Origin of the sequence: Ignatzschineria indica, from assembly GCF_003121925.1 — a bacterium.
In the GTDB taxonomy this organism is placed as follows: Bacteria; Pseudomonadota; Gammaproteobacteria; order Cardiobacteriales; family Wohlfahrtiimonadaceae; genus Ignatzschineria; species Ignatzschineria indica.
In genome coordinates, this window is sequence record NZ_QEWR01000004.1 from 304528 (window position 1) to 329342 (window position 24815).

Here is a 24815-nt window from a genome sequence, read left to right on the forward strand (position 1 = left end):
TAGATATTCATCTTAATAATTAATAGTTCTGTTAATTGCCGTATTGTCGCAGTTCGTATATTGCGAATAAACCTATATTTAAAACGTATTGCTCCAAACTCAACTAGAGGTTGATCAAAGATATGAAAAAATCACTGTTACTCGTCGGTGCTCCCTTTATTTTAGCCGCTTGTTCCATGGCGCCTACCTATGAGCGTCCTGCACTTCCTGTTATTGATAGCTTCCCTGTCTCATCAGGGGCCCAAGCAGGTGCATTAGCAGATCAAACCTTTGCTTATCAGATCAATTGGGAGCACTACTTTAAAGATCCACGCTTGAAGAAGTTAATCGCATTAGCATTAGAGAATAATAAGGATCTACAATTAGCGACCTTAAATCTAGAAGCGGCACGTATTGCGTATGGTATCTCTGTTGCCGATCAGCTTCCTGGATTTAATGCGGCCGGTGGTTATTCTCGAACTAAAACGGGAAGTGCTAATAATGTAAACCCCATTACAGAACAATCTACTGGGAGATCTTCTATATCTGAACGTTCATCACTTAACTTCGGCGTTAGTAGCTTTGAGATCGACTTCTTTGGTAAGGCCGCTTCCTTAAGTGATGCCGCTTTTGCAAAATATTTAGCAACAGAGGAGGGGAAACGAGCAGCAGAGATCGCCCTTGTCTCAGGGGTTGCTCGCGCATATTTAACTGAAGTACTTGCAGAAGAGCAGTTACGCGTGGCAAAAGAGACCTTAAACTCTAATCGAGCCTCTTATAATCTTGTTCAACAACAGGTTGAAGCGGGAATTGCTAATGATCTCGATTTAGCGCAAGCGAAAGGGCAGGTCTTCTCAGCACAAGCTCAAGTGGCTAATATTGAAGGGCAGCTAGGCAAGGCGCGTAATGCGCTCTATACGTTAGTGGGTGCGGTGGCAACGGATCTACCTAAAGGACTCTCATTAAGAGCAAAACAGTTCTCAGAAGAGTTGCCCGTTGGACTTCCATCACAGGTATTACTTGTTCGTCCTGATGTTATTGAAGCTGAATATCAACTGTTAGCCGCAAATGCAGATATTGGGGCTGCAAGAGCAGCATTCTTCCCGAGTATTACCTTAACCTCAACCTTTGGTAATGCATCTTCGGAACTCTCTGATCTCTTTAAATCGGGCCATAGTGGCTGGACCTTTGCACCACAAATCAATATTCCAATCTTCAATTGGGGTAAAATCCAGAAGAACTTAGATCTTGCCTACGTTCGTAAGAATGTGGAAGTAGTGAAGTATGAGAAGACAATTCAGACGGCTTTCCAAGAAGTGGCTGATGCTTTAGTCTCTAAAAAGCCATTAAGCGATCAATTACGTGCACAACAAAATCTTGTGGCAACAACCTCTGAACAGTTACGTTTAGCAAATCTTCTCTATACCAACGGGATTGCGAGCTATCTTGATGTATTAGATGCTCAAAGAACGCTCTTTAGCTCTCGTCAAGCACTCTTAACGACCTATTTCAATAAGCATATCAATGATGTTATGCTCTACGCCGCTTTAGGTGGTGGAGCACAGAGCATGGGAACGATCGATGCCGAGCATAGAACGGTCTATATGGATGCAAGGGCAAAAGATAATCCTGTTGCTAAAGAGTTAGCGGCAACACGAAGAGCACCTTATAACGCCGAGAGTGGAAGTAGCGATACCCTTTTCCCTGGCTTAAAGCTAGAGGAAGTTAAAACGGTTGTTAATGAGTAAAGAGGGTAGTAGAGATAATAGATAAAAGTGGAGAAACGCCCTCTTTTTGAGACTTTTAAAGAGGGTAAAGTGACAGGATCGGGAAAGGGTCTTGTCACAACACTTTTTATTTGCTATTATTTAGATCTCATTTCGTCGGGGCATGGCGCAGCCTGGTAGCGCACTTGCATGGGGTGCAAGGGGTCGCAGGTTCAAATCCTGCTGTCCCGACCAATCTTACTAAGTTATTAAAGAGTTATATGTCAAAAGAAGATCATATTGAAATGGAAGGCACGGTTATTGAAACCCTTCCGTATACACAATTTAGAGTAGAGTTAGATAACGGTCATGTTATCACTGCTCATATCTCTGGTAAGATGCGTAAGAACTATATCCGTATTCTTATGGGAGATAGAGTTAAAGTAGAATTAACACCTTATGACCTTACTAAAGGTCGTATCGTTTATCGCGGTAAATAATTATTAGTTATTGATAAGCCGCTATTAGTGATGCAACTAATAATTTGACTAGTAGATTAATAGTAAGTCTATCGGTAACTCTTTATAGAGAGATGCTTGAATCGATCCCAATGGGGTGTTGATACTATTGATTAAATAGTTCAAACAGGTCAAATCGGACAAGTTGATCGAAATTAAAGATTTTATTAAGAAAGCCCGTTTTTAACGGGCTTTTTTATATTGTAGAAATAGATACACAACTAAAAAAGAGAGATAAGAGATGGTAAGACCTTCAAAAAGAGCTGCAGATGAGATGCGTTCTTTGCAATTTATTCCTAACTTTACAATGCATGCTGCCGGCTCTGTTTTAGCGGTATTTGGCAATACCAAAGTATTATGCACTGCCTCGATCGAGGAACGAGTTCCCCCTTTTTTACGCGGAGAAGGAAAGGGCTGGATTACTGCAGAATATGGCATGTTGCCGGGATCGACTCACACACGCTCAAGTCGTGAAGCGGCAAGAGGTAAGCAGAGTGGACGAACTTTAGAGATTCAACGTCTGATTGGGCGTTCACTACGTGCTGCGGTCGATCTCGAGTTGCTAGGTGAGCGAACGATTACGATCGATTGTGATGTGATACAAGCAGATGGTGGAACGAGAACGGCATCGATTTCAGGCGGTTATATTGCTTTAGTGTTAGCGCTTCATAAGCTTGTAGAGCAAGGGTTATTAGAGAAGACACCGTTAGTTAGTCAAATTGCGGCAATTTCTGTAGGAATCTACCAAGGTGTTCCAGTATTGGATCTTGATTATCTTGAAGATAGTGCCGCAGATACCGATATGAATGTGATTATGGATAACAATGGGCAGATGATTGAGGTGCAAGCAACTGCAGAACAAGCGCCTTTCTCTACGAAAGAGTTATTAGAGATGATCACGCTAGCGGAGAAGGGCATCGCCCAAATTACAGCAGCACAAGTTGCAGTTTTAGCTGAAGCGATCAATTAAGAATTATCAATTCAATCGATTCTCTTATGATCGATCGAAAGATCAACTTAACATTAGCTGATTGATAGGCGTAAAAGAGTAAGCCCCTTACGATGATCTATCGTTAAGGGGCTTATTAGTTGTACTTTGTACTTTTTATTTTTGTGCTTGCCTCTCTCTGCCCCATCTTTTTCTATTTCTCGATCAATGTGTTTAGTCGAGGGGTGGAGATGGCTTGATCTCTATTGTGCTAGTTTAAGAAGCGAAAGAAAAGCTTCCGTCTCTTCAATCATCTTCTTCGGCGTTAAACCATAATCTGCTAAGATCTCTTCTCGCTCCCCATGTTCAGGATAGTAATCTTTAATGCCAAAATGTTTAATGGGCATAAAGATTCCTTCAGAGGCAAGTAATTCATTGATGGCTGACCCGGCACCCCCCATAATCGCACCATCTTCAATCGTGATGATCGCTTGATGTGATCGCGCAAGCTTTAAGAGCATCTCTCGATCGAGAGGTTTAACAAAGCGAAGATCGAGTAGGCTTCCGCCAAAATGATTGGCAATGGTAGCTGCATTCTCAATGAGAGGGCCAATATTGATCACTAAGAGTGACTCACCTTCTTGTAGGAGTTGGCTCTTTCCTATCTCTATCTTTTCTATCGGTTCATCACTGATCTGAGTGCCAATCCCTTTTCCGCGTGGATAGCGAACTGCTGCCGGCCCTGGATAGTGATAGGCTGTGGTTAACATCTTATAGCACTCCTCTTCGCTTGAAGGTGCCATAATTACCATATTGGGAATTGTCCGAAGATAGGCGATATCAAAGGTTCCGGCGTGAGTCGCTCCATCAGGTCCCACAATGCCGGCACGATCGATTGCAAAGGTGACATTGAGATTTTGAATTGCTACATCATGGATCAGTTGATCATAAGCGCGTTGAAGAAAGGTAGAGTAGATTGCAACAACCGGTTTGACGCCTCCAAGTGCCATGCCGGCACCTAATGTTACGGCATGTTGCTCCGCAATTGCCGTATCAAAGAAACGATGGGGAAAACGTTGGCTAAAGGCAACAAGGCCGGAGCCCTCACACATTGCCGGCGTAATCGCCATCAGATCAGGTTCAATCTCTGCCATATCACAGAGCCATTGGGAGAAGACTTGGGTATAAGTTAAGCTCGGTTTCTGTTTCTCTAATTTTTTCTCTAAATGACTTTCACTTTGAGTTGCGCTGATTTTATCTGCCGGCGAGCTCTCTCTTTTTGCTGCTGATACGGCATGGAATTTTACAGGTTCCGCTTCAGCTTTAGCATATCCTTTCCCTTTTTTGGTGGTGATATGGAGAAAGCGCGGACCACTCTTCTGCTTTAAGTTTTTCAGTGTCGTGATGAGTGTCGGAAGATCATGCCCATCGATAGGGCCAAAATATTGAAATCCGAACTCTTCAAAGATAATGCTCTGTTCAGCAACAGCACTCTTGACCCGAGTTTCTGCTCTTTTAGCGAGATCAAGCGCTTGTGGGAAAGGAAGGTTTTCTAAAAACTTTGCACCACTTTCACGAATAGATTGAATCGCCGGCTTAGAGAGCGTACGCGTCAACATGGTACTGAGCGCCCCCACATTGGGAGAGATCGACATATTATTATCATTGAGAATCACTAAAAGATTCGCCTTAAGATCACCCGCATGATTGAGGGCCTCAAAGGCTTGCCCTGCGGTTAAAGCTCCATCACCAATGACGGCAATAAGCTGTTGGCTCTCATCATGATGATGTTTTGCACCAATCGCCATACCTAAAGCAGCACTAATTGACGTTGAGGAGTGACCTACACCAAAAGCATCGTAATCGCTCTCATTAAGAGAGGGAAAAGGTCCTAGCCCCCCTTTTTTACGAATGGTATGGATCTGATCTTTTCGCCCCGTTAATATTTTGTGAGGGTAGGCTTGATGTCCAACATCCCAGATGATCTTATCGTGAGGGGTATTAAAAACATGATGCAATGCCACTGTTAGTTCAACCACTCCAAGGCCTGATGCAAAATGCCCCCCGGAATCGAGAACCGAGCCAATCAGAAATTGCCTAAGCTCCATAGAGAGTGACTCAAGATCATTGAGAGAGAGGGATTTGAGGTCATCAGGTGACTGGATTTGATCAAGAAGTGGTGTTGGATTCATTCTAAAACCTTAATGATTGCGCTTTTGAATATAGTGGGCAAGATCGATCAGTGGTTCTGCTTTTTTACCCAAAGGAGAGAGTAGCTCAATAGCTTCATTTGTGAGCTCATCAAGCTTTGCAATAGAATCTTCTAACCCTAAAAGTGAGATATAGGTGGATTTCTCTTGAAGAAGATCACTGCCAGGCTTTTTGCCGAGCTCTTCTTGGGTTCCGATGAGATCTAAAATGTCATCTTTAATCTGAAACGCAAGCCCAATATTATCGGCATAAACCGATAGTCTATCATAAGTTGATTGATCCGTATCGCCGGCAATTGCCCCAGCTAAAATAGAAGCCTTGATGAGTGCTCCGGTCTTTTTACGGTGTAGTGTCTCTAATTCATGAAGAGAGATGGTTCTATTTTCAGAAGAGAGATCGAGATATTGCCCACCGACCATTCCGGCACTGCCGGCAGCATGGCTAATGAGTTGAATCAGCTGTAATCTCTTCTCTGCAGAGAGCTCTTCAATATGACTTAAGCTTTCAAAACATGCGGTTAAAAGCGCATCGCCAGTTAAAATCGCGGTCGCTTCATCATAGGCCTTATGACAGGTTAATTTACCACGTCGATACTCATCATCATCCATTGCCGGTAAGTCATCGTGGACTAAAGAGTAGGCGTGGATCATCTCAATGGCAGAGGCAATGGATAAAATTGCTGCCATCTTAGCATCACAGAGCTCACCGCTAGCGATGGTTAGGAGTGGGCGAAGTCTTTTACCCCCATTGAGTGTGCTATAGAGCAGTGCTTCTTTAAGACGCTCAGGGGCTTCGATCTTCTCAAGCTCTTTTGTGAAAGCGGCTTCAAAGAGGTGAAGTTGCGTTGTAAACCAAGCGGTAGGCATGAGTTGCTAAGCTCCTTATGATTCAATCTGTTCTTTAGATAAGAGTTGAGAGATCTTCTTTTCAGAGGCTTCAAGCAGTGCTTGGCACTCTTTTGTTAGTCTGATTCCCTCTTCAAACTTTTGAAGAGATTCCTCTAGCGGAAGCTCATCATTTTCGAGTGCTTCTAAAATTTTAGTGAGCTTCTCTAATTGCGCTTCAATACTTAAGTTCTCAGCGATATCTTGACTTATTTTTTTGGACACAGATATTTCCTTAAAATAATTAATAATTCGGTCTCATATTCTAGATTGAGTGGGCGCTATATGCAATAATATTAGACCGAAGTCTGATCTAATCTGCGATGTGGGATTTCAACTCACTTTGCGGTTATTTTTGGACTTTCAAACATTATTTCTCTCCCTGATTCAGCAAGAATTTAAATAAGAGGTGCCTGTGACCAATATAAAGCGAGCTTCAACGCTACTATTGATAATGTTGATGAGTTTAAGTGTCGCTTTTTCTCAGGTTCATCCTATTAGCTCGTTACTGCAAAATGGATTAGGTGCTGTAGAAAGTGGTCAAGAAGAGGAGCTTATGCTTCCTGATCCTATGTCACTTAATACAGCATGGTGGAACTATTTTGAGAATAAGAAGTCGGGCGACCTCAAACAGGCAGTGATCGATTTTATTCAACGTATTGATGAAGAGTCACAAAAATTGCCAGAAGAGGCTCTTAAACGGGAATTGCCGAAGATCTCTCATATTAGCGCGAACTTTTTTGCTTATGTGGCTCTGAAAGAGAAGAGCGTTACTAAAAAGCGTTTTAAATTTGAGCTAAAAGAGCACTATAGTATTGGCGAACTCTTGACAATTATCCATCGAGAGCGGGAGCTTAGCACAGAGCTTGTTAGCGTGCGGGAAGATATTCGTGATCAGGATGTGCAGTATCGTGATATTACGCGGGATCTTAATAATCGCTTTGTCTCCTATCTTGAGACTACAGAGGGGAGTCATGCTCGATTTTTAGCTGCACTGCAGGTGATTACACTTCAGACGGAACAAGCATTATTAACAGAGCGATTACGTCTGTTACGAGAGAACTTAACAATCATTGAGTCGGAATCTCGTGAGCTTCAAGATATTAAGAATGTTGCCATTACTCGATTGACCTACACTAGTGATGAGATCGAAGCGCTCAATGATCGGATCGATAACACTATTATTCGTCTTCAAGAGGCTAATACAAAATTACTTCGTGAGCAGTCACAACTTCTACTTCTTCCTGATGAGACGGTGGAAGATCAAGCTGTTGCAAGATTACGTAATCAACGTGTGGCAAAAGAGAAGATCAATGTTGCGATTTTAGAAGCGCGACTCGATATGTATGAAAATGAGCGCGATATCTTAGCCATTCTCTCGGATGAAGAGGGACTCGATGTTGAGCGAATACAGAAAAATTATGCCGATCGTCAGCGTAATTTAGAGGAGATCTCACTTAAAGCGAAGGATTGGTTCAACCAGAATGAGGTGGAGCGAAGTAATACCAATGCGTTACTTGCGGATATTGAAATTCGCGGTGGCGTCAATGAGAATAGCTTCCTTGCCGGCATCGCTAATGATCGCCTAACGCTGATTCAAGAGACCTCTGTTCTGTTACAAAAGCTGCAGACAGAGATTGCCGATAGCCAGTTTATGGGGCGCATCTTAGAGAATCAATTATTACAGTTTCAAGGCGTATTGATGAATACCATCAATCGTACGAAAAGCACGCTCAGTTATGCTTGGCGCAATGTGAAGCAACTTTTGAGAACGCCACTCTTTACTGTGGGTGATACACCGGTAACCTCGATCAGTTTCTTTCAGTTTCTTCTTATTGTCCTTGTCTGTTGGTGGATCGCCTTCTGGCTCAATCGTGTCTTCAATCGTATGGGAAATAAGCGAGGTGATGATAAATTGCCGGCTTACTATCTTGCTGGGCGCTTAACTTACTACGCTATTATCCTCTTTGGATTTCTCTATGGTTTGACTGCTGTTGGCATTGACTTTACCAACTTTGCGCTTGTCGCGGGGGCACTTGCAATCGGGCTGGGATTTGGATTGCAATCGATCGTTAATAACTTTGTCTCGGGTCTGATTCTGCTCTTTGAGCGCTCGATTAAGGTGGGTGATTTTATTGAGCTACAAGATCAAAAGAGTGGGAAACCTCTCTGGGGTGAGGTGAAAGAGATCAATGTACGAGCCACTATTATCACCGATAATGATAATGTCGATATCGTGATTCCTAACTCTGAGTTTATCAATACCAAGATGCTCAACTGGACGCTTAAAGAGCCTCAGCGCCGTATGCGTTACCCTTTTAGAGTTGCCTATGGAACAGATAAGGAGATTGTTCGAGAAGTGGTTCTTGCCGCTGCAGAGGCGTTGCCACACACCTTAAAAGGAATTCCAGGACGTAATCCTGCTGTTTGGTTAGTCGATTTTAAAGATTACTACTATGAGTTTGAGTTAGTTGTTTGGCTCACCTCGAGAGCTGTGAAACGTCCCAATGGTATTCGCGCAGCTTATATGTGGGCGATCGATACGGCATTAAGAGAGAACAATATTGAGATCCCCGTACCTCAACGTGAACATCGTTTTCGTCCGGGGGAGGTTCTGCCGATTGAACGGATAGAAGAGGAGATCCTCAATGATGAGGAGTTTCTAGATGAAGCAGAGAGTGAGCCGCGCAATCCTCAATAATTGGGGTATAATGTCGGACAGAGATCAGTAGATTAAATTGAGTATCGATCAACAAAAGATCACACATAAATAGAGCTTAAATAAAAATATAAATAAAGATATTGAATATGAAAAAAATGACTTTTCAAGAGATGATTTTTACGCTGCAAACTTACTGGGCAGAGCAGGGGTGTGCGTTACTTCAACCTTATGATATTGAGGTGGGAGCAGGAACATTCCATACGGCAACATTCCTTCGTGCATTAGGTCCTGAGCCATGGGCGGCCGCTTATGTTCAACCCTCCCGTCGTCCAACGGATGGTCGTTATGGTGAAAACCCGAATCGTCTACAACATTACTATCAATTTCAAGTCGCGATTAAACCCTCTCCAGAGAATATGCAAGAGCTCTATCTTGGTTCATTAGAAGCATTAGGGATCGATGTAACTAAGCATGATATCCGATTTGTGGAAGATGATTGGGAGTCACCAACGTTAGGTGCTTGGGGTTTAGGCTGGGAAGTTTGGCTCAATGGGATGGAGGTGACACAATTTACCTATTTCCAGCAGGCCGGAGGTTTGGAATGTAAGCCGGTATTGGGAGAGATCACCTATGGACTTGAGCGCTTTGCGATGTATGTTCAGGAAGTTGAGAGTGTTTATGATCTTGTCTGGTCGGATGGACCTTTTGGTAAGATCACTTATGGCGATGTTTTCCATCAAAATGAGGTAGAACAATCTCACTATAACTTCTCTCACGCTGATGTTGAATTCCTCCTAAATTCCTTTAATTTTTACGAAAAAGAGGTGTCACGTCTTTTAGCTGAGAACCTAGCGCTTCCTGCTTACGAGATGGTTCTGAAAGCCTCCCATGCCTTTAACCTATTAGATGCGCGTAAAGCGATCTCCGTAACAGAGCGACAAGGCTATATTTTACGAGTTCGTAAAATGGCGGGAATGGTAGCGAAGAGCTACTATGAATCTCGTGAAAGATTAGGCTTTCCTATGTTAAAAAGAGAGTCATAGAGTATATTTGTGATAGAGAGATGATGGTTTGCCCCATCATCTTTTTTTATTCGCCATCATGTTCGTCATTATGATCAATGAGAGAGTATTATGTGATGACCCCTATCTGAGTTGACTTAGCATCGAGATAGGGCGCGTAGATTTTGATAACCAATAGAGAGAAGAGTAGATAGAGATGGATATGCAAAAATATTTAGATTGTGCGTTAGAAGCATCAGAGATCGCAAGAGAGTTGATCGCAACAGCTTATGATGAAAATGCCTTTAAAATTGAGATAAAAGCGGATGCAACACCGGTAACAGAGGTGGATATTGCGGTGGAGAAGGCGATCTATGAACATATCTCTAAAGCTTTTCCTGATCATGGGTTTTATGGGGAGGAGAGTGGGCAGAAGAATATGAGTTCTGATTTTATCTGGCTCATTGATCCTATTGATGGTACTAAAGCATTTGTTCGCCGTCGCCCCTTTTTCTCTTGCCAAATTGCTTTAATGTATAAGGGCGAGATTGTTTTAGGGGTATCAACAGCCCCTTGCTTTAACGGTGGTGAGCGAATCTATGCGCTAAAAGGGCAAGGCGCTTTTTTAGAGGGTAAAAAGATCTCCGTCAGTGATATCGATCAGTTATCACAAGCGGTCTTCTCTTCAGGGAATCTCAAGCGTTTAACTCAAGATGCTGAGAAATGGGCAAATTATGGCCAATTAGTTGGAGCGGTCAATTCTACGCGTGGATTTGGAGATTTCTTACAATACCATTTCTTAGCAACGGGGAAAGTCGATATTATTGTTGAATCTGATGTCAATATCTTAGATATTGCAGCGCTCTCGATTATTGTCAATGAAGCAGGGGGAGTGATAACCGCACTCGATGGAGGCGCAATTGATCTTGATGTTACAACGATCCTAGCAACAACACCGGCACTCCATCAAAAAGTATTAGATCTTCTGCAATATTCTGCATAATTGTGAGAGACGGAATATTAAGGATAGAGTCGAGCTGTAATGATTGCTGAAATGAAGTGTTCAGATAAAACTTGAGATCAAGATTTGAAATAAAGAGTTGGGATAAATATGAATAGAATGAACAGAGCGATCAAAACGGTTCTCAAAGGGGTAGGTATTATACTGATTCTATCTGCTTGTAGTACCTATTCTAATACGCCATCTCCCTCCTACATATCCGGAGGACCATTAACAGAGCGGCTTAAAAATTATGGTTTGAAGCCGGGAGATGAGGTCTTAATTCGCATTTTTAAAGAGGAAGCGATGCTTGAGGTGTGGATGAAGCCTAAAGGGAAAAAAGAGTTTATCCACTTCTCAAATTATCCTATTTGTAACTATTCAGGGACATTAGGACCTAAGATCTATGAAGGAGATCATCAAGCGCCAGAAGGTTTCTATCGGGTGGACCGTAGAGCGCTCAATCCTCATAGTCGTTTCTATAAATCTTTCAATCTCGGTTTTCCCAATAGCTTTGATCGAGCATTAGGTCGAACCGGAAGCTATTTGATGGTTCATGGTAAGTGTGATTCAGTTGGTTGTTATGCAATGACAGATCCACAGATAGAAGAGATCTACGGGTTGGTAGAGCTAGCACTTAAGAATGGGCAACCTTACGTAGAGGTTCAAGCTTACCCCTTTAAGATGGAGAAAGCACGTCTCAATCGAGAAAAGCAATCTTTACACTATGAGTTTTGGGATAATTTACAAGAAGGTTATCAAAAATTTGAGCGCTCTCGTCGCCCTCTCGATTATAGTGTGAGCAGTGGGAGATATCTATTTAAGGGATAGGCTTGTCAATTGTGAAAATATTTAGTATCTTATCTGCCTCAACTGAAAAAGATTCAGGTGAGAAACAGTTAGGAAAAGTGGCCGAGTGGTTGAAGGCGTTCGCCTGGAAAGCGGATATACGTTAGTAGCGTATCGAGGGTTCGAATCCCTCCTTTTCCGCCAGATCTATTGAAAAGCTCTTGTTTATATACAAGAGCTTTTTTATGCTTAAAAATGGGTATCTGTGTAAAAAATATCTTTATGCGAACGATTCAAAATCGGAGCTAGTGTTACTAGTTTTAATTCTTTGCAATATAATTCCCTATTTCTAATTATCTATTCTACTCTTTTCTTATAGTTTGTTTTTGTAATACCCCCCTACAAGGGTAAACTTCTTCTTAAGCAAAAATCACTCTTATATAGAGCATATCTAAAATATAATTTTAATTAATTTACATTAATTTAATATTTCTATATTTCCCCTCAAATGTAGCGTCTATTCTAAACAATAAGGGTTTACAAATATTTAATTCTCTATTTTAAGCATTTATTGAAATCATCGGTCATTGACACCATGTTTTTTTAAAATATCATGGTGACTAAATATATAAGCATCATTATTAGCAATATTATTTGTTAATAATGGTGTTTTATTTCGTCTTGGGATTAAAAAAATATTAATTTTTAAAGAGAGTGTTTAGGTATGTCCATGATAGTCGTCGATAGAGCGGGTGCTTCATCTCCATTTGAAATCTCATTAAGTGATTATGTAATTACATCGCCTAATTTAATAAAAATTAAAGAAGATTTAGAGAACTTAAAAAGTACCGAAAGAGTCGGTCAAGACTTAATCTTAATATTTAAGTCTGGACAAAAAGTAGTTCTGTATGGTTTTTACAATGAAGATGAGGAAGGTCATCATAGCGAACTTATTTTTGAAGAGGACTGTGAGTTTTACTGGCTTAATGGGGAAGGGGAGTTTGTTAAAATAGACATCGATCCTTCTTTAATGAGTGAAGTATCGACGGCTGGTGTATCAAAAGAATGTGGTGGTGTACCCTTTTGGGTTTTAGGGCTATTAGGTGGATCCATGGCCGCTTCTATCGTTGCAACAGGCATTTCATCTAATGATTCTGGTTCTTTTACATCATCAGATGATAATGGTTCAAATGGCGGAGCCAATGGTGGTACTAACGGTGGCGTAAACGGCGGCACGAATGGCGGAACTAACGGTGGAACCAATGGTGGTACTAACGGTGGCACGAACGGCGGAACTAACGGTGGCACGAACGGCGGAACTAACGGTGGAACCAATGGCGGTGCAAACGGTGGCACGAATGGCGGTACTAACGGTGGAGCCAATGGTGGTACTAACGGTGGCGTAAACGGCGGCACGAATGGTGGTGCAAATGGTGGTACTAACGGTGGTGTAAACGGCGGCACGAATGGTGGCACCAATGGTGGTGCGAATGGCGGTGCGAATGGTGGAACCAATGGTGGCACAAACGGTGGAACCAATGGTGGTACTAACGGCGGAACCAACGGTGGTGCAAATGGCGGAGCCAATGGTGGTACTAACGGTGGTGCAAACGGTGGTACGAATGGTGGAACTAACGGTGGCGTAAACGGCGGCACGAATGGTGGTGCAAACGGTGGCACGAATGGCGGTGCGAATGGTGGAACCAATGGTGGCACAAACGGTGGAACCAATGGTGGTACTAACGGCGGAACCAACGGTGGTGCAAATGGCGGAGCCAATGGTGGTACTAACGGTGGTGCAAACGGTGGTACGAATGGTGGAACCAATGGTGGTACTAACGGCGGAACCAACGGTGGTGCAAATGGCGGAGCCAATGGTGGTACTAACGGTGGTGCAAACGGTGGTACGAATGGTGGAACTAACGGTGGCGTAAACGGCGGTACGAATGGTGGTGCGAATGGCGGTACCAACGGTGGCACGAATGGCGGTGCGAACGGCGGAACTAACGGTGGAACCAACGGTGGTGCAAATGGCGGAGCCAATGGTGGTACTAACGGTGGTACGAATGGTGGAACTAACGGTGGCGTAAACGGCGGCACGAATGGTGGCACCAATGGTGGTACGAATGGTGGTGCGAACGGCGGAACTAACGGTGGTGCAAATGGCGGAGCCAATGGTGGTACGAATGGTGGAACTAACGGTGGTGCGAATGGCGGAACCAACGGTGGCACGAATGGCGGTGCGAACGGCGGAACTAACGGTGGAATCAATGGCGGTACTAACGGTGGTACGAATGGCGGTGTAAACGGCGGAACTAATGGTGGCACCAACGGTGGTGCGAATGGCGGTACTAACGGTGGAACCAATGGTGGTACTAACGGTGGCGTAAACGGCGGCACTAACGGTGGAACCAATGGTGGTACTAACGGTGGTGCAAATGGCGGAGTCAATGGTGGCACTAACGGTGGAACCAATGGCGGAACCAACGGTGGTGCGAATGGCGGAACCAATGGTGGTACTAACGGTGGTACGAATGGCGGTACTAACGGTGGCACTAATGGCGGTACTAACGGTGGAACCAATGGTGGCACTAACGGCGGAACCAACGGTGGTGCAAATGGCGGAACCAATGGTGGTGCAAACGGTGGCACGAATGGCGGCACGAATGGCGGTRCGAACGGCGGAACTAACGGTGGCACGAACGGCGGAACTAACGGTGGCACAAACGGTGGAACCAATGGTGGTGCGAATGGCGGAACCAACGGTGGAACTAACGGTGGAACCAACGGTGGCACGAACGGCGGTACTAACGGTGGAACCAATGGTGGCACTAACGGCGGAACCAACGGTGGTGCAAATGGCGGAACCAATGGTGGTGCAAACGGTGGTGCGAATGGCGGTGCGAACGGCGGAACTAACGGTGGCACGAACGGCGGAACTAACGGTGGAACCAATGGCGGTACTAACGGTGGTACGAATGGCGGTGTAAACGGCGGAACTAATGGTGGCACCAACGGTGGTGCGAATGGCGGTACTAACGGTGGAACCAATGGTGGTACTAACGGTGGCGTAAACGGCGGCACCAATGGTGGTGCGAATGGCGGAACCAACGGTGGCACGAATGGCGGTGCGAACGGCGGAACCAACGGTGGTGCGAATGGCGGAACCAACGGTGGCACGAATGGCGGTGCGAACGGCGGAACTAACGGTGGAACCAATGGCGGTACTAACGGTGGAGCCAATGGTGGTACTAACGGTGGCGTAAACGGCGGCACTAACGGTGGAACCAACGGTGGTGCAAATGGCGGAGYCAATGGTGGCACTAACGGTGGAACCAATGGCGGAACCAACGGTGGTGCGAATGGCGGAGCCAATGGTGGTACTAACGGCGGAACCAACGGTGGCACGAACGGCGGAACTAACGGTGGCGTAAACGGCGGCACTAATGGTGGAGCCAATGGTGGTACTAACGGTGGAACCAACGGTGGTGCAAATGGCGGCACGAATGGTGGTGCGAACGGCGGAACTAACGGTGGCACAAACGGTGGAACCAATGGTGGTGCGAATGGCGGAACCAATGGTGGTGCAAATGGCGGAACCAATGGTGGTGCGAATGGCGGTGCGAACGGTGGAACCAATGGCGGCACGAATGGCGGTGCGAACGGCGGAACTAACGGTGGAACCAATGGCGGTGCGAACGGCGGAACTAACGGTGGTGCAAATGGCGGAGCCAATGGTGGTACTAACGGTGGAACTAACGGTGGCGTAAACGGTGGCACGAATGGTGGTGCAAATGGTGGTGCAAATGGTGGTACAAATGGCGGAGCCAATGGTGGTACTAACGGTGGCGTAAACGGCGGAACTAACGGTGGAACCAATGGTGGTACTAACGGTGGCACTAATGGCGGTACTAACGGCGGTGAAAATGGCAATCCAAAGCCTTTAGAAGCACCCAAAGACGTTGAATTTAATAATGCTGGCTCAGCAATTACTGGCATAGGTAGACCAGGTGCTAATGTGATAATAAGAGATGAATCGGGTCAGTTAATTAAAGAGGGTACTGTTGATTCTGATGGTAATTTTACAGTTCACCTGGACAAGCCATTAACAGATGGTGAAATTGTACAGGTTAACTTAGAGGATGGGATACAGTTCTCTCCAGCAGTTGATGTTGTTGCACCCAATTTGCCTCTAGAGGAACCAAAGGATCTTGAGTTTAGCAGTGATGGCTCTAAAGTTTCAGGTATTGGTAAACCAGGGGCAACTGTTGTCGTGAAAGACAAAGGTGGTAAAACTATTGGTAAAACAACAGTTGATGCAGATGGTAAATTTACAGTAACTTTGGATAAAGCTTTAACAGATGGAGAAGAAGTAAAAGTTCATTTAGAAGATGGCAATAAAGTTTCGCCAGACGTTAATCTTTTTGCGCCTAATCATCCATTGGCGGCACCTAAATATGTAGAGTTTAGTGATGATGGATCTGAAATTACGGGTTTTGGTAAACCGAATACAAAGGTATGGGCGAGACTTGCTGATGGGTATGTTGTTGGATTTGGTACTGTTAATGAAAATGGATATTTTAAGCTTGATATAGAGGATTCTAATAGTGATCCCCTCACGAATGGTGAAACAGTTTTTGTCTATTTAACCTCTGGAAATAAAGAATCACCAAAAGTGCAAGTCGCAGCACCAGTACTTGCTCTTGAAGAGCCTAAAGATGTTGTCTTTAATGATGATGGCTCAAAAGTGTCAGGTTCAGGTAAACCTGGTTCTAAAGTGATCGTCAAAGATAAAAACGGTAAGGTTATTGGTGAGACTATAGTTAATCCTGATGGTAAATTTACAATAGATCTTGAAGAGTCATTAATAGATGGTGAAGAGATCAAGGTGAATCTAAAAGATGGTGATAGAGAATCTTCAGAAATAGTTGTTAAGGCACCTAATCTTCCATTAGCAAAACCGGAAGATCTTGAATTTAACGCTGATGGCTCAGAAGTCTTCGGTAAAGGAAGACCTGGTTCAACGGTGATTATCAAAGATAAGGGTGGGAAAGAGATTGGTCGAGGAACGGTTGATAGCAATGGTAAATTCAAGGTAGAGCTTGATAAGCCGTTGATTGATGGTGAAGAGATAAAAGTCAATCTTGTTAATGGTGGCAAAACATCTCCAGAAACAGTGATTAATGCACCTAATCTTCCATTAGCAAAACCGGAAGATCTTGAATTTAATGCAGATGGCTCAGAAGTCTCCGGTAAAGGAAGACCTGGTTCAACGGTGATTGTCAAAGATAAGGCTGGGAAAGAGATTGGTCGAGGAGCGGTTGATAGCAATGGTAAATTCAAGGTAGAGCTTGATAAACCGTTGATTGATGGTGAAGAGATAAGAGTCAATCTTGTTAATGGTGGCAAAACATCTCCAGAAACAGTGATTAATGCACCTAATCTTCCATTAGCAAAACCGGAAGATCTTGAATTTAATGCAGATGGCTCAGAAGTCTCCGGTAAAGGAAGACCTGGTTCAACGGTGATTGTCAAAGATAAGGCTGGGAAAGAGATTGGTCGAGGAGCGGTTGATAGCAATGGTAAATTCAAGGTAGAGCTTGATAAACCGTTGATTGATGGTGAAGAGATAAGAGTCAATCTTGTTAATGGTGGCAAAACATCCCCAGAAACAGTGATTAATGCACCTAATCTTCCATTAGCAAAACCGGAAGATCTTGAATTTAACGCTGATGGCTCAGAAGTCTTCGGTAAAGGAAGACCAGGGTCAACTGTGATTATCAAAGATAAGGCCGGGAAAGAAATTGGCCGAGGAACGGTTGATAGCAATGGTAAATTCAAGGTAGAGCTTGATAAACCGTTGATTGATGGTGAAGAGATAAAAGTCAATCTTGTTAATGGTGGCAAAACATCCCCAGAAACAGTGATTAATGCGCCTAATCTTCCATTAGCAAAACCGGAAGATCTTGAATTTAACGCTGATGGCTCTCAAATTACAGGTAAAGGTAGACCAGGGTCAACGGTAATTATCAAAGATAAGGCAGGGAAAGAAATTGGTCGAGGGACGGTTGATAGCAATGGTAAATTTAGGGTAGAGCTTGAAAATCCGTTAACTGATGGTGAAGAGGTAAAAGTCAATCTTGTTAATGATAGTAAAAATTCACCAAATGCAACGATTAATGCGCCCAATATTCCATTGGAAGGTCCGGAAGATGTGGAGTTTAGCAGTGATGGCTCCGCAATTACCGGAATAGGCAAGCCGGGAGCTACGGTTGTGGTTAAAGATGAAGGAGGGCAGAAAGTAGGCGAAGGTATTGTTAATCCTGATGGTAAATTTACAGTTAACTTAGATAAGCCATTTGTTGATGGTGAAAAGGTGAAAGTAAATTTAGTGGAAGGTAATAAAGTCTCTTCAGATGTGACTATAACAGCTCCAATAAAAGCATGGGATATTACAGATGTTGTTAATGAAGATGCTTATATAGCGACTTTTGAAAAGATGGGTACTAGGAAAAAACATGTTACTAACGCTGATGGGCATGATTTTACTAACTTTGCTTATCCTGGTAAGGATCTGCTCTTTACCCCAGAAGGGGAGCCAACAAAAGATTATTATGAATTAGAAGTATATACAAAAGGTCTTACTCCCGATGAATTTAAGCAAGGTAGTATAGCGCTTAAGTATTGGAGTGTTTCTAATAATAAAGGGAGTTACCTTGAAATTGAGACGATTGATTTCAATGATCCTAGAGTAAAAATGGAGGAGAAAGGAGATTATACAGTCGTATACTTTTCTGCCTCAGACTTTATGGATGCAAAGAAAATCCAAGAACTGAAAGATAATGATGCTTTTTTTGGTGAAAATACACACTTTATGTTCACTTATACTGCTGGTTTTAGTGTTGATCGTTATCGTGCTGTTAATTTAATTCGTTATAAACCTGTTATCGATCCACTTGAGTCAGAAGGAAATTACTTAAAAGAGAGTATTATTTCTGAAATAGGAGAAAATGATTTAAAGGTTACAAAAGTTAATGGCCAGAAAATCTCTTCTCAAGGGGTTAAAGGAGAGTATGGAACGTTATTTATGGAAGCTGACGGAGCTTATACTTATAAGCCCAATGGCAATATTAATAACATCGGTCATACTGATCGCTTTGAGATCACTGTTTCTGATTCGAAAGGGATAGAGGTTACAAAAGAGCTAGGTTTTGAGATCAAAGAAGGTATATCTATTGAGCCCTCAATGGCCCCTCTCTCTCTGGCGGATACTGAAGATTCTCTTTTAGATGAGGTTGATCAATTTAGTGATGAAGAAGAGTCTAGAGAGGAAGATCTTACAGATTTACCTTCTCTTGAAGACTTACTATCGCTTGAAGCTGATGATCTAGTTCCTTCTTTAGAGGATAGTCAAGGTGATGAAACAATCCCTAAAGATCTATTAATATCTGATAATAATAGAACTGAAGTTACATCAGATAATGTTATTGATCTTCCACCAGTAGTTGATCCTCTAGAAGACTTACTGGATGTTGATAAAAACATTATTTAATTGTATTAACTATTATTGAGTGTTAGAGCTCATTATAAAAAGCAGAAATGGATATTTCATTTCTGCTTTTCTTTATGCATTGAGTTTTAAAGGATGGATTAAAAGCTAATTTTTTTTAATCATTGATTTAACATTATTTAACAATTCATGAAGCCTTTCTATATAGATATCTTTTCTTTTAATTGTTATTTTTTTATAAGGTGTAAAAAACTCATTTTTTATTTTAAGGATATCGGATTACTCCCGTTTTTGTTTTTTTGAGATATTTATGTGAAAATTATTTGTGTTTTCTTCTAGTATTGCGAATAAGTATAAAATAAATGGAATAAAATTCTCTTTTAACTGAAAATCTAAAATTATGGAAAGTCGCATATTTTCAGGCTGAATTGATTATTGTCATTAAATAAATAATAAAAATTGCAAATAAATGTAAAAAATATGTGTGAAATTGTTTGAAATTACACTCTATAAAATATAATATTGTCACCTCTTTATGTTAACTGAATGGTTTATTACATGAACAAGGTCTATAAAATTATCTGGAGCAGAGTCTTAAATGATTGGGTTGTTACATCTGAAAAGAGTAAGAGCCAAGGTAAAGCATCTAAAAGTACGAAGATGGGGAAAATTGCGGTCGCAACGACTCTCTTATCAGCAACACTAGGGGTTGCAAGTGGAGCGGAAGGATCGTTGAATATCTCTAATGAGAATCAAGATTATCTTGGTTATGATACCTATTCGAAGAATGGAAATGGTATTGATACACTTGTAAAAGGTGTGGTTTATGATCAAAAAATTACAGGTGATCAAGATGTAGTTTTTACTGCGCCTAATGCTAAGTATAATCCGACAAGAGTTAATAAAAATTTTGATTCAGGGCTTGTTTATTTACCTGAGCCATCAGGTGGAAGTGACGATTATGAGGTTGGAAGAAATTATGAGTTATCCCAAAAACTTGTAACTGAAAATGATGTTCAATTTAATGAGGGATGGGCGGTTGTCAGTACAGGCCATGATGATCGCTATGGTCGTAAAATTCTCTTAAAAAATAGTGGAGAGCCAAATGAGTATGATGGTGATACGATCGTTAAAGAGAATGCTTACCTCACTGTAGGTGAAAATCCGAAAGCAGATAATGGTGAAAAAGGTGATCGAGGTCTGCTTGGAAAAAACAATAATCTTCTTATTGAAGATTATAGTCAGGTAGTACTCTATAGCCATGAAGTGGTGAATAACCTAAGCTTTGATGCGAAAGATGCAGAAAGAATGTATCGCGATGATGAGGACACAACAAAATGGTTCTTCCCAAATGCGGCCACTTATAAGGGAGCTCAGAATCCAGATTTTGACTTTCTCTACTACGCAATCCCTAATCAGCCACCAGGTGGATCGGTTACGGTGACTAATGGTGCTTCACTATTAGTGAATGGAGAAACTAATTTTAAGGGGAATGGCAGTTTCAATACCGATTTAACCGCATTTGATGCAGTAGTTGACCTTAAGGAAGATGCGCTTTTTGATCGGGGTAACTTAAATGTGTTTGATGGAAGTAAAGCAACAGCACATAAAAATTTAACCTTTACAGGGCTCTATTCTGGATTAATGGTAAGGGCAGCAGAGTTAACTGTGGAAGGAAAGGTTACTAAAGTTCCTACGAAAGATGAGAGTGTAAATAGTCAAAATAGTGATGGTAAAGGTGATTTTACAATTACTACTGGAGCGAAAGTCCATTTCAAAGATGAAGTTGATCTTTATAGTACTGCTTTAAAAATTGATGATGGAAATGCTTTTTCTCATGGTAGCGCACTCCCTATACATGGTGGTATAGAGAATCAGCCTGTAGCAGGCTGGTACAAGGGAAATAGCAGACCTTCAACAGTCATTGCCGATAAGAGCATTATTTTAAAAGGCAAAGAGTCTGAATTTGCATTGATTGGTTCCGAGCTTAAGATCAATGAAAATTTCACGATTAATAAAGATGGAATGGATTTCTTTACATTAGGCGGGGAGTTAACCGTTAATGGTGATAAAGGGCTCAGTTTTGAAGCCGCTGCTAATGCGGTTTTACTCGCTACCGAATTTGATCTTTCCACAATGAGCGTTTCTGAAGGTGGTAAGGTATTAGCAGCAGCAAACGATCTTAAAGTTAAGAAAGATTTTGTTTTAGACAAAGATGCTCAATTTATTGATGCGACTACAGCAGATGGCGAAAAGGGCGGATACTTACACTTCCCCGGAGATTATGCACATCATGGGTTAACGTTTGACGAAATGCTAAATGTGATGGCGGGTCAGATGTCAAATGATCCTAATGAACTAACAAAGAATGAGTTAGATAATCTAGCATTTGATATCAATAAAATCGGTTCTCTAACAATCGGTGGAAACGCACTATTAAAAGAAAATGCTCTCTATAAAGCTAATGCGGATGTAGAAGTTAAGGGTGAGCTTAATCTTCATAAAACTAGTAACTTCTTTGTCCATAAAGGTGATGCAAAAATCCATAATGGGACAGAGATTGCAGGAACGATCGGTATCGATAATGGTCATACCTTTAGTTTTGAGAGTGGAACTGTTGGCTTTGAACAAGATCAGAGTAATATCTTAGGGACACTTGCGATTAATGGTGCGGGGACTATGCTCGCTATTAAAGATCGTAAGCTTAGTGATGCATCTAATAGTGGTACCATCTTAATCAGCGAAGGCGCTATTTTTAAAGCTTCTGGCAATAATACTATCTCTAATCTTGACAACAGAGGTGCTGTCTATATTGGTAGTGCGGTTGAGGGTAGCAAAAATGGAATGCTAACGATAGAAGGAGACTACTCTGGCGCAGATGGAAGCGTACTCTACTTCGGTAATCTCGACGCTAGAAAAGAGAATTATAATAATCCGATGGATTATGGGCATAAGGATCTTTTATGGGTGAAAGGTAATGCCAATGGTAAAAGTGAAGTTCGTTTTACTCAAAATGCAAAACTGAGTAATTTAGGTTTTATTACAGATAAAGGTATTCTGTTAGCACAGATCGATGGTAAGTCTGACTTAGATTTATCAATGGCTAAGGATCAACGTTTAACTGATGGTGGAACGGAATATACTTTAGTGGGGCGTGCGGGGCAAGATACTTTAGATACGGGTAAAAATAGCTGGTACCTCAGTAATGAGAAGTTTGATGGCACATTGCCATTAACGCCGATCGAGCCTATTGAACCTGATGTCCCGCTAACTCCATTAGAGCCTGTAGAACCTGTTAAGCCTACTGAACCTGAGATAGTCATTCCTGATGAACCAGAAATGTGTTTTCCTAAGGCTAGATCTGCTATGAGTTTCTGTGAACCAGAAGTACCTGAAATTCCAGAAACACCTGAGTCTCCAGAAACACCTGAGACTCCAGAAGTACCTGAGACTCCAGAAGTACCTGAGACTCCAGAAGTACCTGAGACTCCAGAAGTACCTGAGACTCCAGAAGTACCTGAAAYTCCAGAAACACCTGAGTCTCCAGAAACACCTGAGACTCCAGAAGTACCTGAGACCCCAGAAACACCAGAGACTCCAGAAGTACCTGAGACCCCAGAAACACCAGAGACCCCAGAAACACCTGAGACTCCAGAAGTACCTGAGACTCCAGAAGTACCTGAGACTCCAGAAGTACCTGAAATTCCAGAAACACCTGAGACTCCAGAAACCCCTGAGACTCCAGAAGTGCCTGAGACTCCAGAAGTACCTGAGACTCCAGAAGCACCTGAGACTCCAGAAGTACCTGTGACTCCAGAAGTACCTGAGACTCCAGAAACACCTGAGACTCCAGAAACACCTGAAACTCCCGGTGAAACTGAGAAACCCGGTGAAACTGAGAAACCAGGAGAAACTGAGAAACCAGGAGAAACTGAGAAGCCAGGAGAAATTGAGAAGCCAGGAGAGACTGAGAAACCAGGAGAAGCTGAGAACCCAGGAGAAACTGATAAGCCAGAAGAAACTGAGAAACCAGGAGAAACTGAGAAGCCAGGAGAAACTGAGAAGCCAGGAGAAACTGAGAAACCAGGAGAAACTGAGAAGCCAGGAGAAACTGAGAAGCCAGGAGAAACAGAGAAGCCAGGAGAAACTGAGAAACCAGGAGAAACTGAGAAGCCAGGAGAAACGGAGAAGCCAGGAGAAACTGAGAAACCAGGAGAAACTGAGAAACCAGGAGAAACTGAGAAGCCAGGAGAAACTGAGAACCCAGGAGAAACTGATAAGCCAGAAGAAACTGAGAAACCAGGAAAAACTGAGAACCCAGGAGAAACTGATAAGCCAGAAGAAACTGAGAAACCAGAAGTACCTAATACTCCGGAGGTATCTGAGACTCCTGAAGAAAATGAAGAGACAGAAGTCAACGAAAATCCTGGTAAGAATGACAACCCAGATACCTGTGATGCGCGTTCTGTGACTGGGTGCTCAGGTGATAATAAGGGTGAACCAAAGCCCAAAAAAGAGGTTTATATTCCTGAAGCATCGGCTTATCTTGCAAACTTAATTGCTGCGAATGAGATGTATACTTTGAAGTATCATGAGAAGCAATATCTCGATGGTTATGATGGTGTTTGGTCACGGTTGAAAGGAAGCTTTACTAGCTTCAAGCTCGATAATGACCATGATTTGAGCGCTAACATCGATATGTTCACTCTCCATTTAGGACGTGATCTTTGGCATGATGATAAGTTAACATTAGGTGTGATGGCAGCTTACGGTTACACAACTGGTAAGAGTCAGAATGCTTATAATGGGCGAAAAGCAGATCATAATAGCCAAGGTTTTGCACTAGGTGCTTATGGAAGCTATGAGTTTAATGAAAATAGCTATATCGATACTTGGGTGCAATATGTCTTTATGCGTAATAAGGTCTATGGCTTTAATACCCCGGTGCAGAAGTATAACCTAAAAGGTTTAACTGCATCGATTGAAGCGGGTTATGCTTTTGAGGTGAATGATACCTTTAGAATTCAACCTCAAGCACAGTTTATCTGGATGGGAGTGAAAGATAAAGTTCATGCTGACTCTCGCGGAACGAAGGTTCAAAGTCGTAGTAATAACCTTCAATCTCGTGTCGGTGTTCGTTTCTACAATGATGGGGAGAACTATATTCCATTTGCTGAAGTGAACTATATTCATAACAGCAAGAAATATAATGTAAATTTTGAAGGAGAGCTCAATCAGAACAAGTTTACGGCAGCAGGATCGAAAAACCTCTATCGGTTAGAGCTAGGAATGACGACGAAGCCAAAAGATGGTTGGACGGCATCAGGATCGATCTCTTATACACAAGGAGGTTCTTCTTATCGCAATACAAGCTTTAAGATTGATTTACGTTACGATTTTTAATCCCTATCTGCCGGTAGAAGTGCTATTGCCTATTAAATAGCTTTCTATTGGTAGCTTTAGAATATTGATAGCCCTCAGTAGTTTAGACTGCTGAGGGTTTTTTAATTATTGATATTTTAATTTATTAAAATCTAGCTGTTTTTATAAAGAATTACTTAATATTTTATTTTAAATAGAGGTATGCTATCGAATATCATATTGTATTTACTTAAAGGAGAAAAAGC

At 42.3% G+C, this 24815-nt stretch carries 12 protein-coding genes and 2 tRNA genes; 11 read left to right on the plus strand and 3 right to left on the minus strand.

Annotated elements, in window-relative coordinates; all coding sequences use genetic code 11:
- The first annotated feature begins 122 nt into the window (after positions 1-122).
- From DC082_RS08785 to rph, 4 genes are all read left to right on the plus strand, one after another.
- Positions 123-1727 carry an efflux transporter outer membrane subunit gene (locus tag DC082_RS08785; RefSeq protein WP_109236644.1) on the plus strand — a complete coding sequence of 535 codons (1605 nt, stop codon included), beginning with the start codon at positions 123-125 and terminating at the stop codon, positions 1725-1727.
- Between the two features lie 136 nt (positions 1728-1863).
- Positions 1864-1940, plus strand: a tRNA-Pro gene (locus tag DC082_RS08790).
- 26 nt (positions 1941-1966) lie between these two features.
- On the plus strand, positions 1967-2185 hold the full coding sequence (gene infA / locus DC082_RS08795) for a translation initiation factor IF-1 (RefSeq protein WP_094567422.1): 219 nt from the start codon (positions 1967-1969) through the stop codon (positions 2183-2185).
- Positions 2186-2444: 259 nt separating this feature from the next.
- Positions 2445-3173, plus strand: a complete 729-nt coding sequence (gene rph, locus DC082_RS08800; protein WP_109236645.1) for a ribonuclease PH — start codon at positions 2445-2447, stop codon at positions 3171-3173.
- Positions 3174-3394: 221 nt separating this feature from the next.
- Here the strand turns inward: rph and dxs are convergent, their stop codons facing one another.
- From dxs to xseB, 3 genes are read right to left on the minus strand one after another with little or no spacing between them, the layout of a single operon-like run.
- Positions 3395-5323 (minus strand): 1-deoxy-D-xylulose-5-phosphate synthase, encoded by a 1929-nt coding sequence (gene dxs / locus DC082_RS08805; RefSeq protein ID WP_109236646.1) that lies wholly within the window; start codon positions 5321-5323, stop codon positions 3395-3397.
- A 9-nt stretch (positions 5324-5332) separates the two neighbouring features.
- Entirely contained in the window at positions 5333-6208 is an 876-nt protein-coding gene (locus tag DC082_RS08810) for a polyprenyl synthetase family protein (RefSeq protein ID WP_109236647.1), read from the minus strand.
- Between the two features lie 15 nt (positions 6209-6223).
- Positions 6224-6451 (minus strand): exodeoxyribonuclease VII small subunit, encoded by a 228-nt coding sequence (gene xseB / locus DC082_RS08815; protein WP_229821696.1) that lies wholly within the window; start codon positions 6449-6451, stop codon positions 6224-6226.
- Between the two features lie 190 nt (positions 6452-6641).
- Here xseB and DC082_RS08820 point away from each other — a divergent pair, with 190 nt between their 5' ends.
- The 7 genes from DC082_RS08820 to DC082_RS08850 all read left to right on the plus strand — a co-directional run bounded on the left by DC082_RS08820 (position 6642) and on the right by DC082_RS08850 (position 24591).
- Positions 6642-8927, plus strand: coding sequence for a mechanosensitive ion channel domain-containing protein (locus DC082_RS08820; RefSeq protein ID WP_133243702.1), 2286 nt, complete (start codon positions 6642-6644; stop codon positions 8925-8927).
- A gap of 107 nt (positions 8928-9034) precedes the next feature.
- Positions 9035-9931: a glycine--tRNA ligase subunit alpha gene (glyQ, locus tag DC082_RS08825; protein WP_094567417.1), complete on the plus strand. Its 897-nt coding sequence runs from the start codon at positions 9035-9037 to the stop codon at positions 9929-9931.
- 175 nt (positions 9932-10106) lie between these two features.
- The gene (locus tag DC082_RS08830) at positions 10107-10892 is read left to right on the plus strand and encodes an inositol monophosphatase family protein (protein ID WP_229821697.1); all 786 of its coding nucleotides are present in this window, start codon (positions 10107-10109) and stop codon (positions 10890-10892) included.
- Positions 10893-11000: 108 nt separating this feature from the next.
- The gene (locus tag DC082_RS08835) at positions 11001-11720 is read left to right on the plus strand and encodes a L,D-transpeptidase family protein (protein ID WP_229821698.1); all 720 of its coding nucleotides are present in this window, start codon (positions 11001-11003) and stop codon (positions 11718-11720) included.
- Between the two features lie 71 nt (positions 11721-11791).
- A tRNA-Ser gene (locus DC082_RS08840) sits at positions 11792-11882 on the plus strand.
- 520 nt (positions 11883-12402) lie between these two features.
- Positions 12403-19230, plus strand: coding sequence for an Ig-like domain-containing protein (locus DC082_RS08845; RefSeq protein WP_109236649.1), 6828 nt, complete (start codon positions 12403-12405; stop codon positions 19228-19230).
- Positions 19231-19746: 516 nt separating this feature from the next.
- Positions 19747-24591: an autotransporter outer membrane beta-barrel domain-containing protein gene (locus DC082_RS08850; protein ID WP_192875363.1), complete on the plus strand. Its 4845-nt coding sequence runs from the start codon at positions 19747-19749 to the stop codon at positions 24589-24591.
- Positions 24592-24815: the final 224 nt, after the last annotated feature.

Bases quoted from the DNA above. Each gene is read 5' to 3' on its own strand.
- rph (WP_109236645.1), top strand. From the start codon at position 2,445: ATGGTAAGACCTTCAAAAAGAGCTGCAGATGAGATGCGTTCTTTGCAA.
- dxs (WP_109236646.1), bottom strand. From the start codon at position 5,323: ATGAATCCAACACCACTTCTTGATCAAATCCAGTCACCTGATGACCTC.
- infA (WP_094567422.1), top strand. From the start codon at position 1,967: ATGTCAAAAGAAGATCATATTGAAATGGAAGGCACGGTTATTGAAACC.
- DC082_RS08810 (WP_109236647.1), bottom strand. From the start codon at position 6,208: ATGCCTACCGCTTGGTTTACAACGCAACTTCACCTCTTTGAAGCCGCT.
- DC082_RS08835 (WP_229821698.1), top strand. From the start codon at position 11,001: ATGAATAGAATGAACAGAGCGATCAAAACGGTTCTCAAAGGGGTAGGT.
- DC082_RS08830 (WP_229821697.1), top strand. From the start codon at position 10,107: ATGGATATGCAAAAATATTTAGATTGTGCGTTAGAAGCATCAGAGATC.
- glyQ (WP_094567417.1), top strand. From the start codon at position 9,035: ATGAAAAAAATGACTTTTCAAGAGATGATTTTTACGCTGCAAACTTAC.
- DC082_RS08785 (WP_109236644.1), top strand. From the start codon at position 123: ATGAAAAAATCACTGTTACTCGTCGGTGCTCCCTTTATTTTAGCCGCT.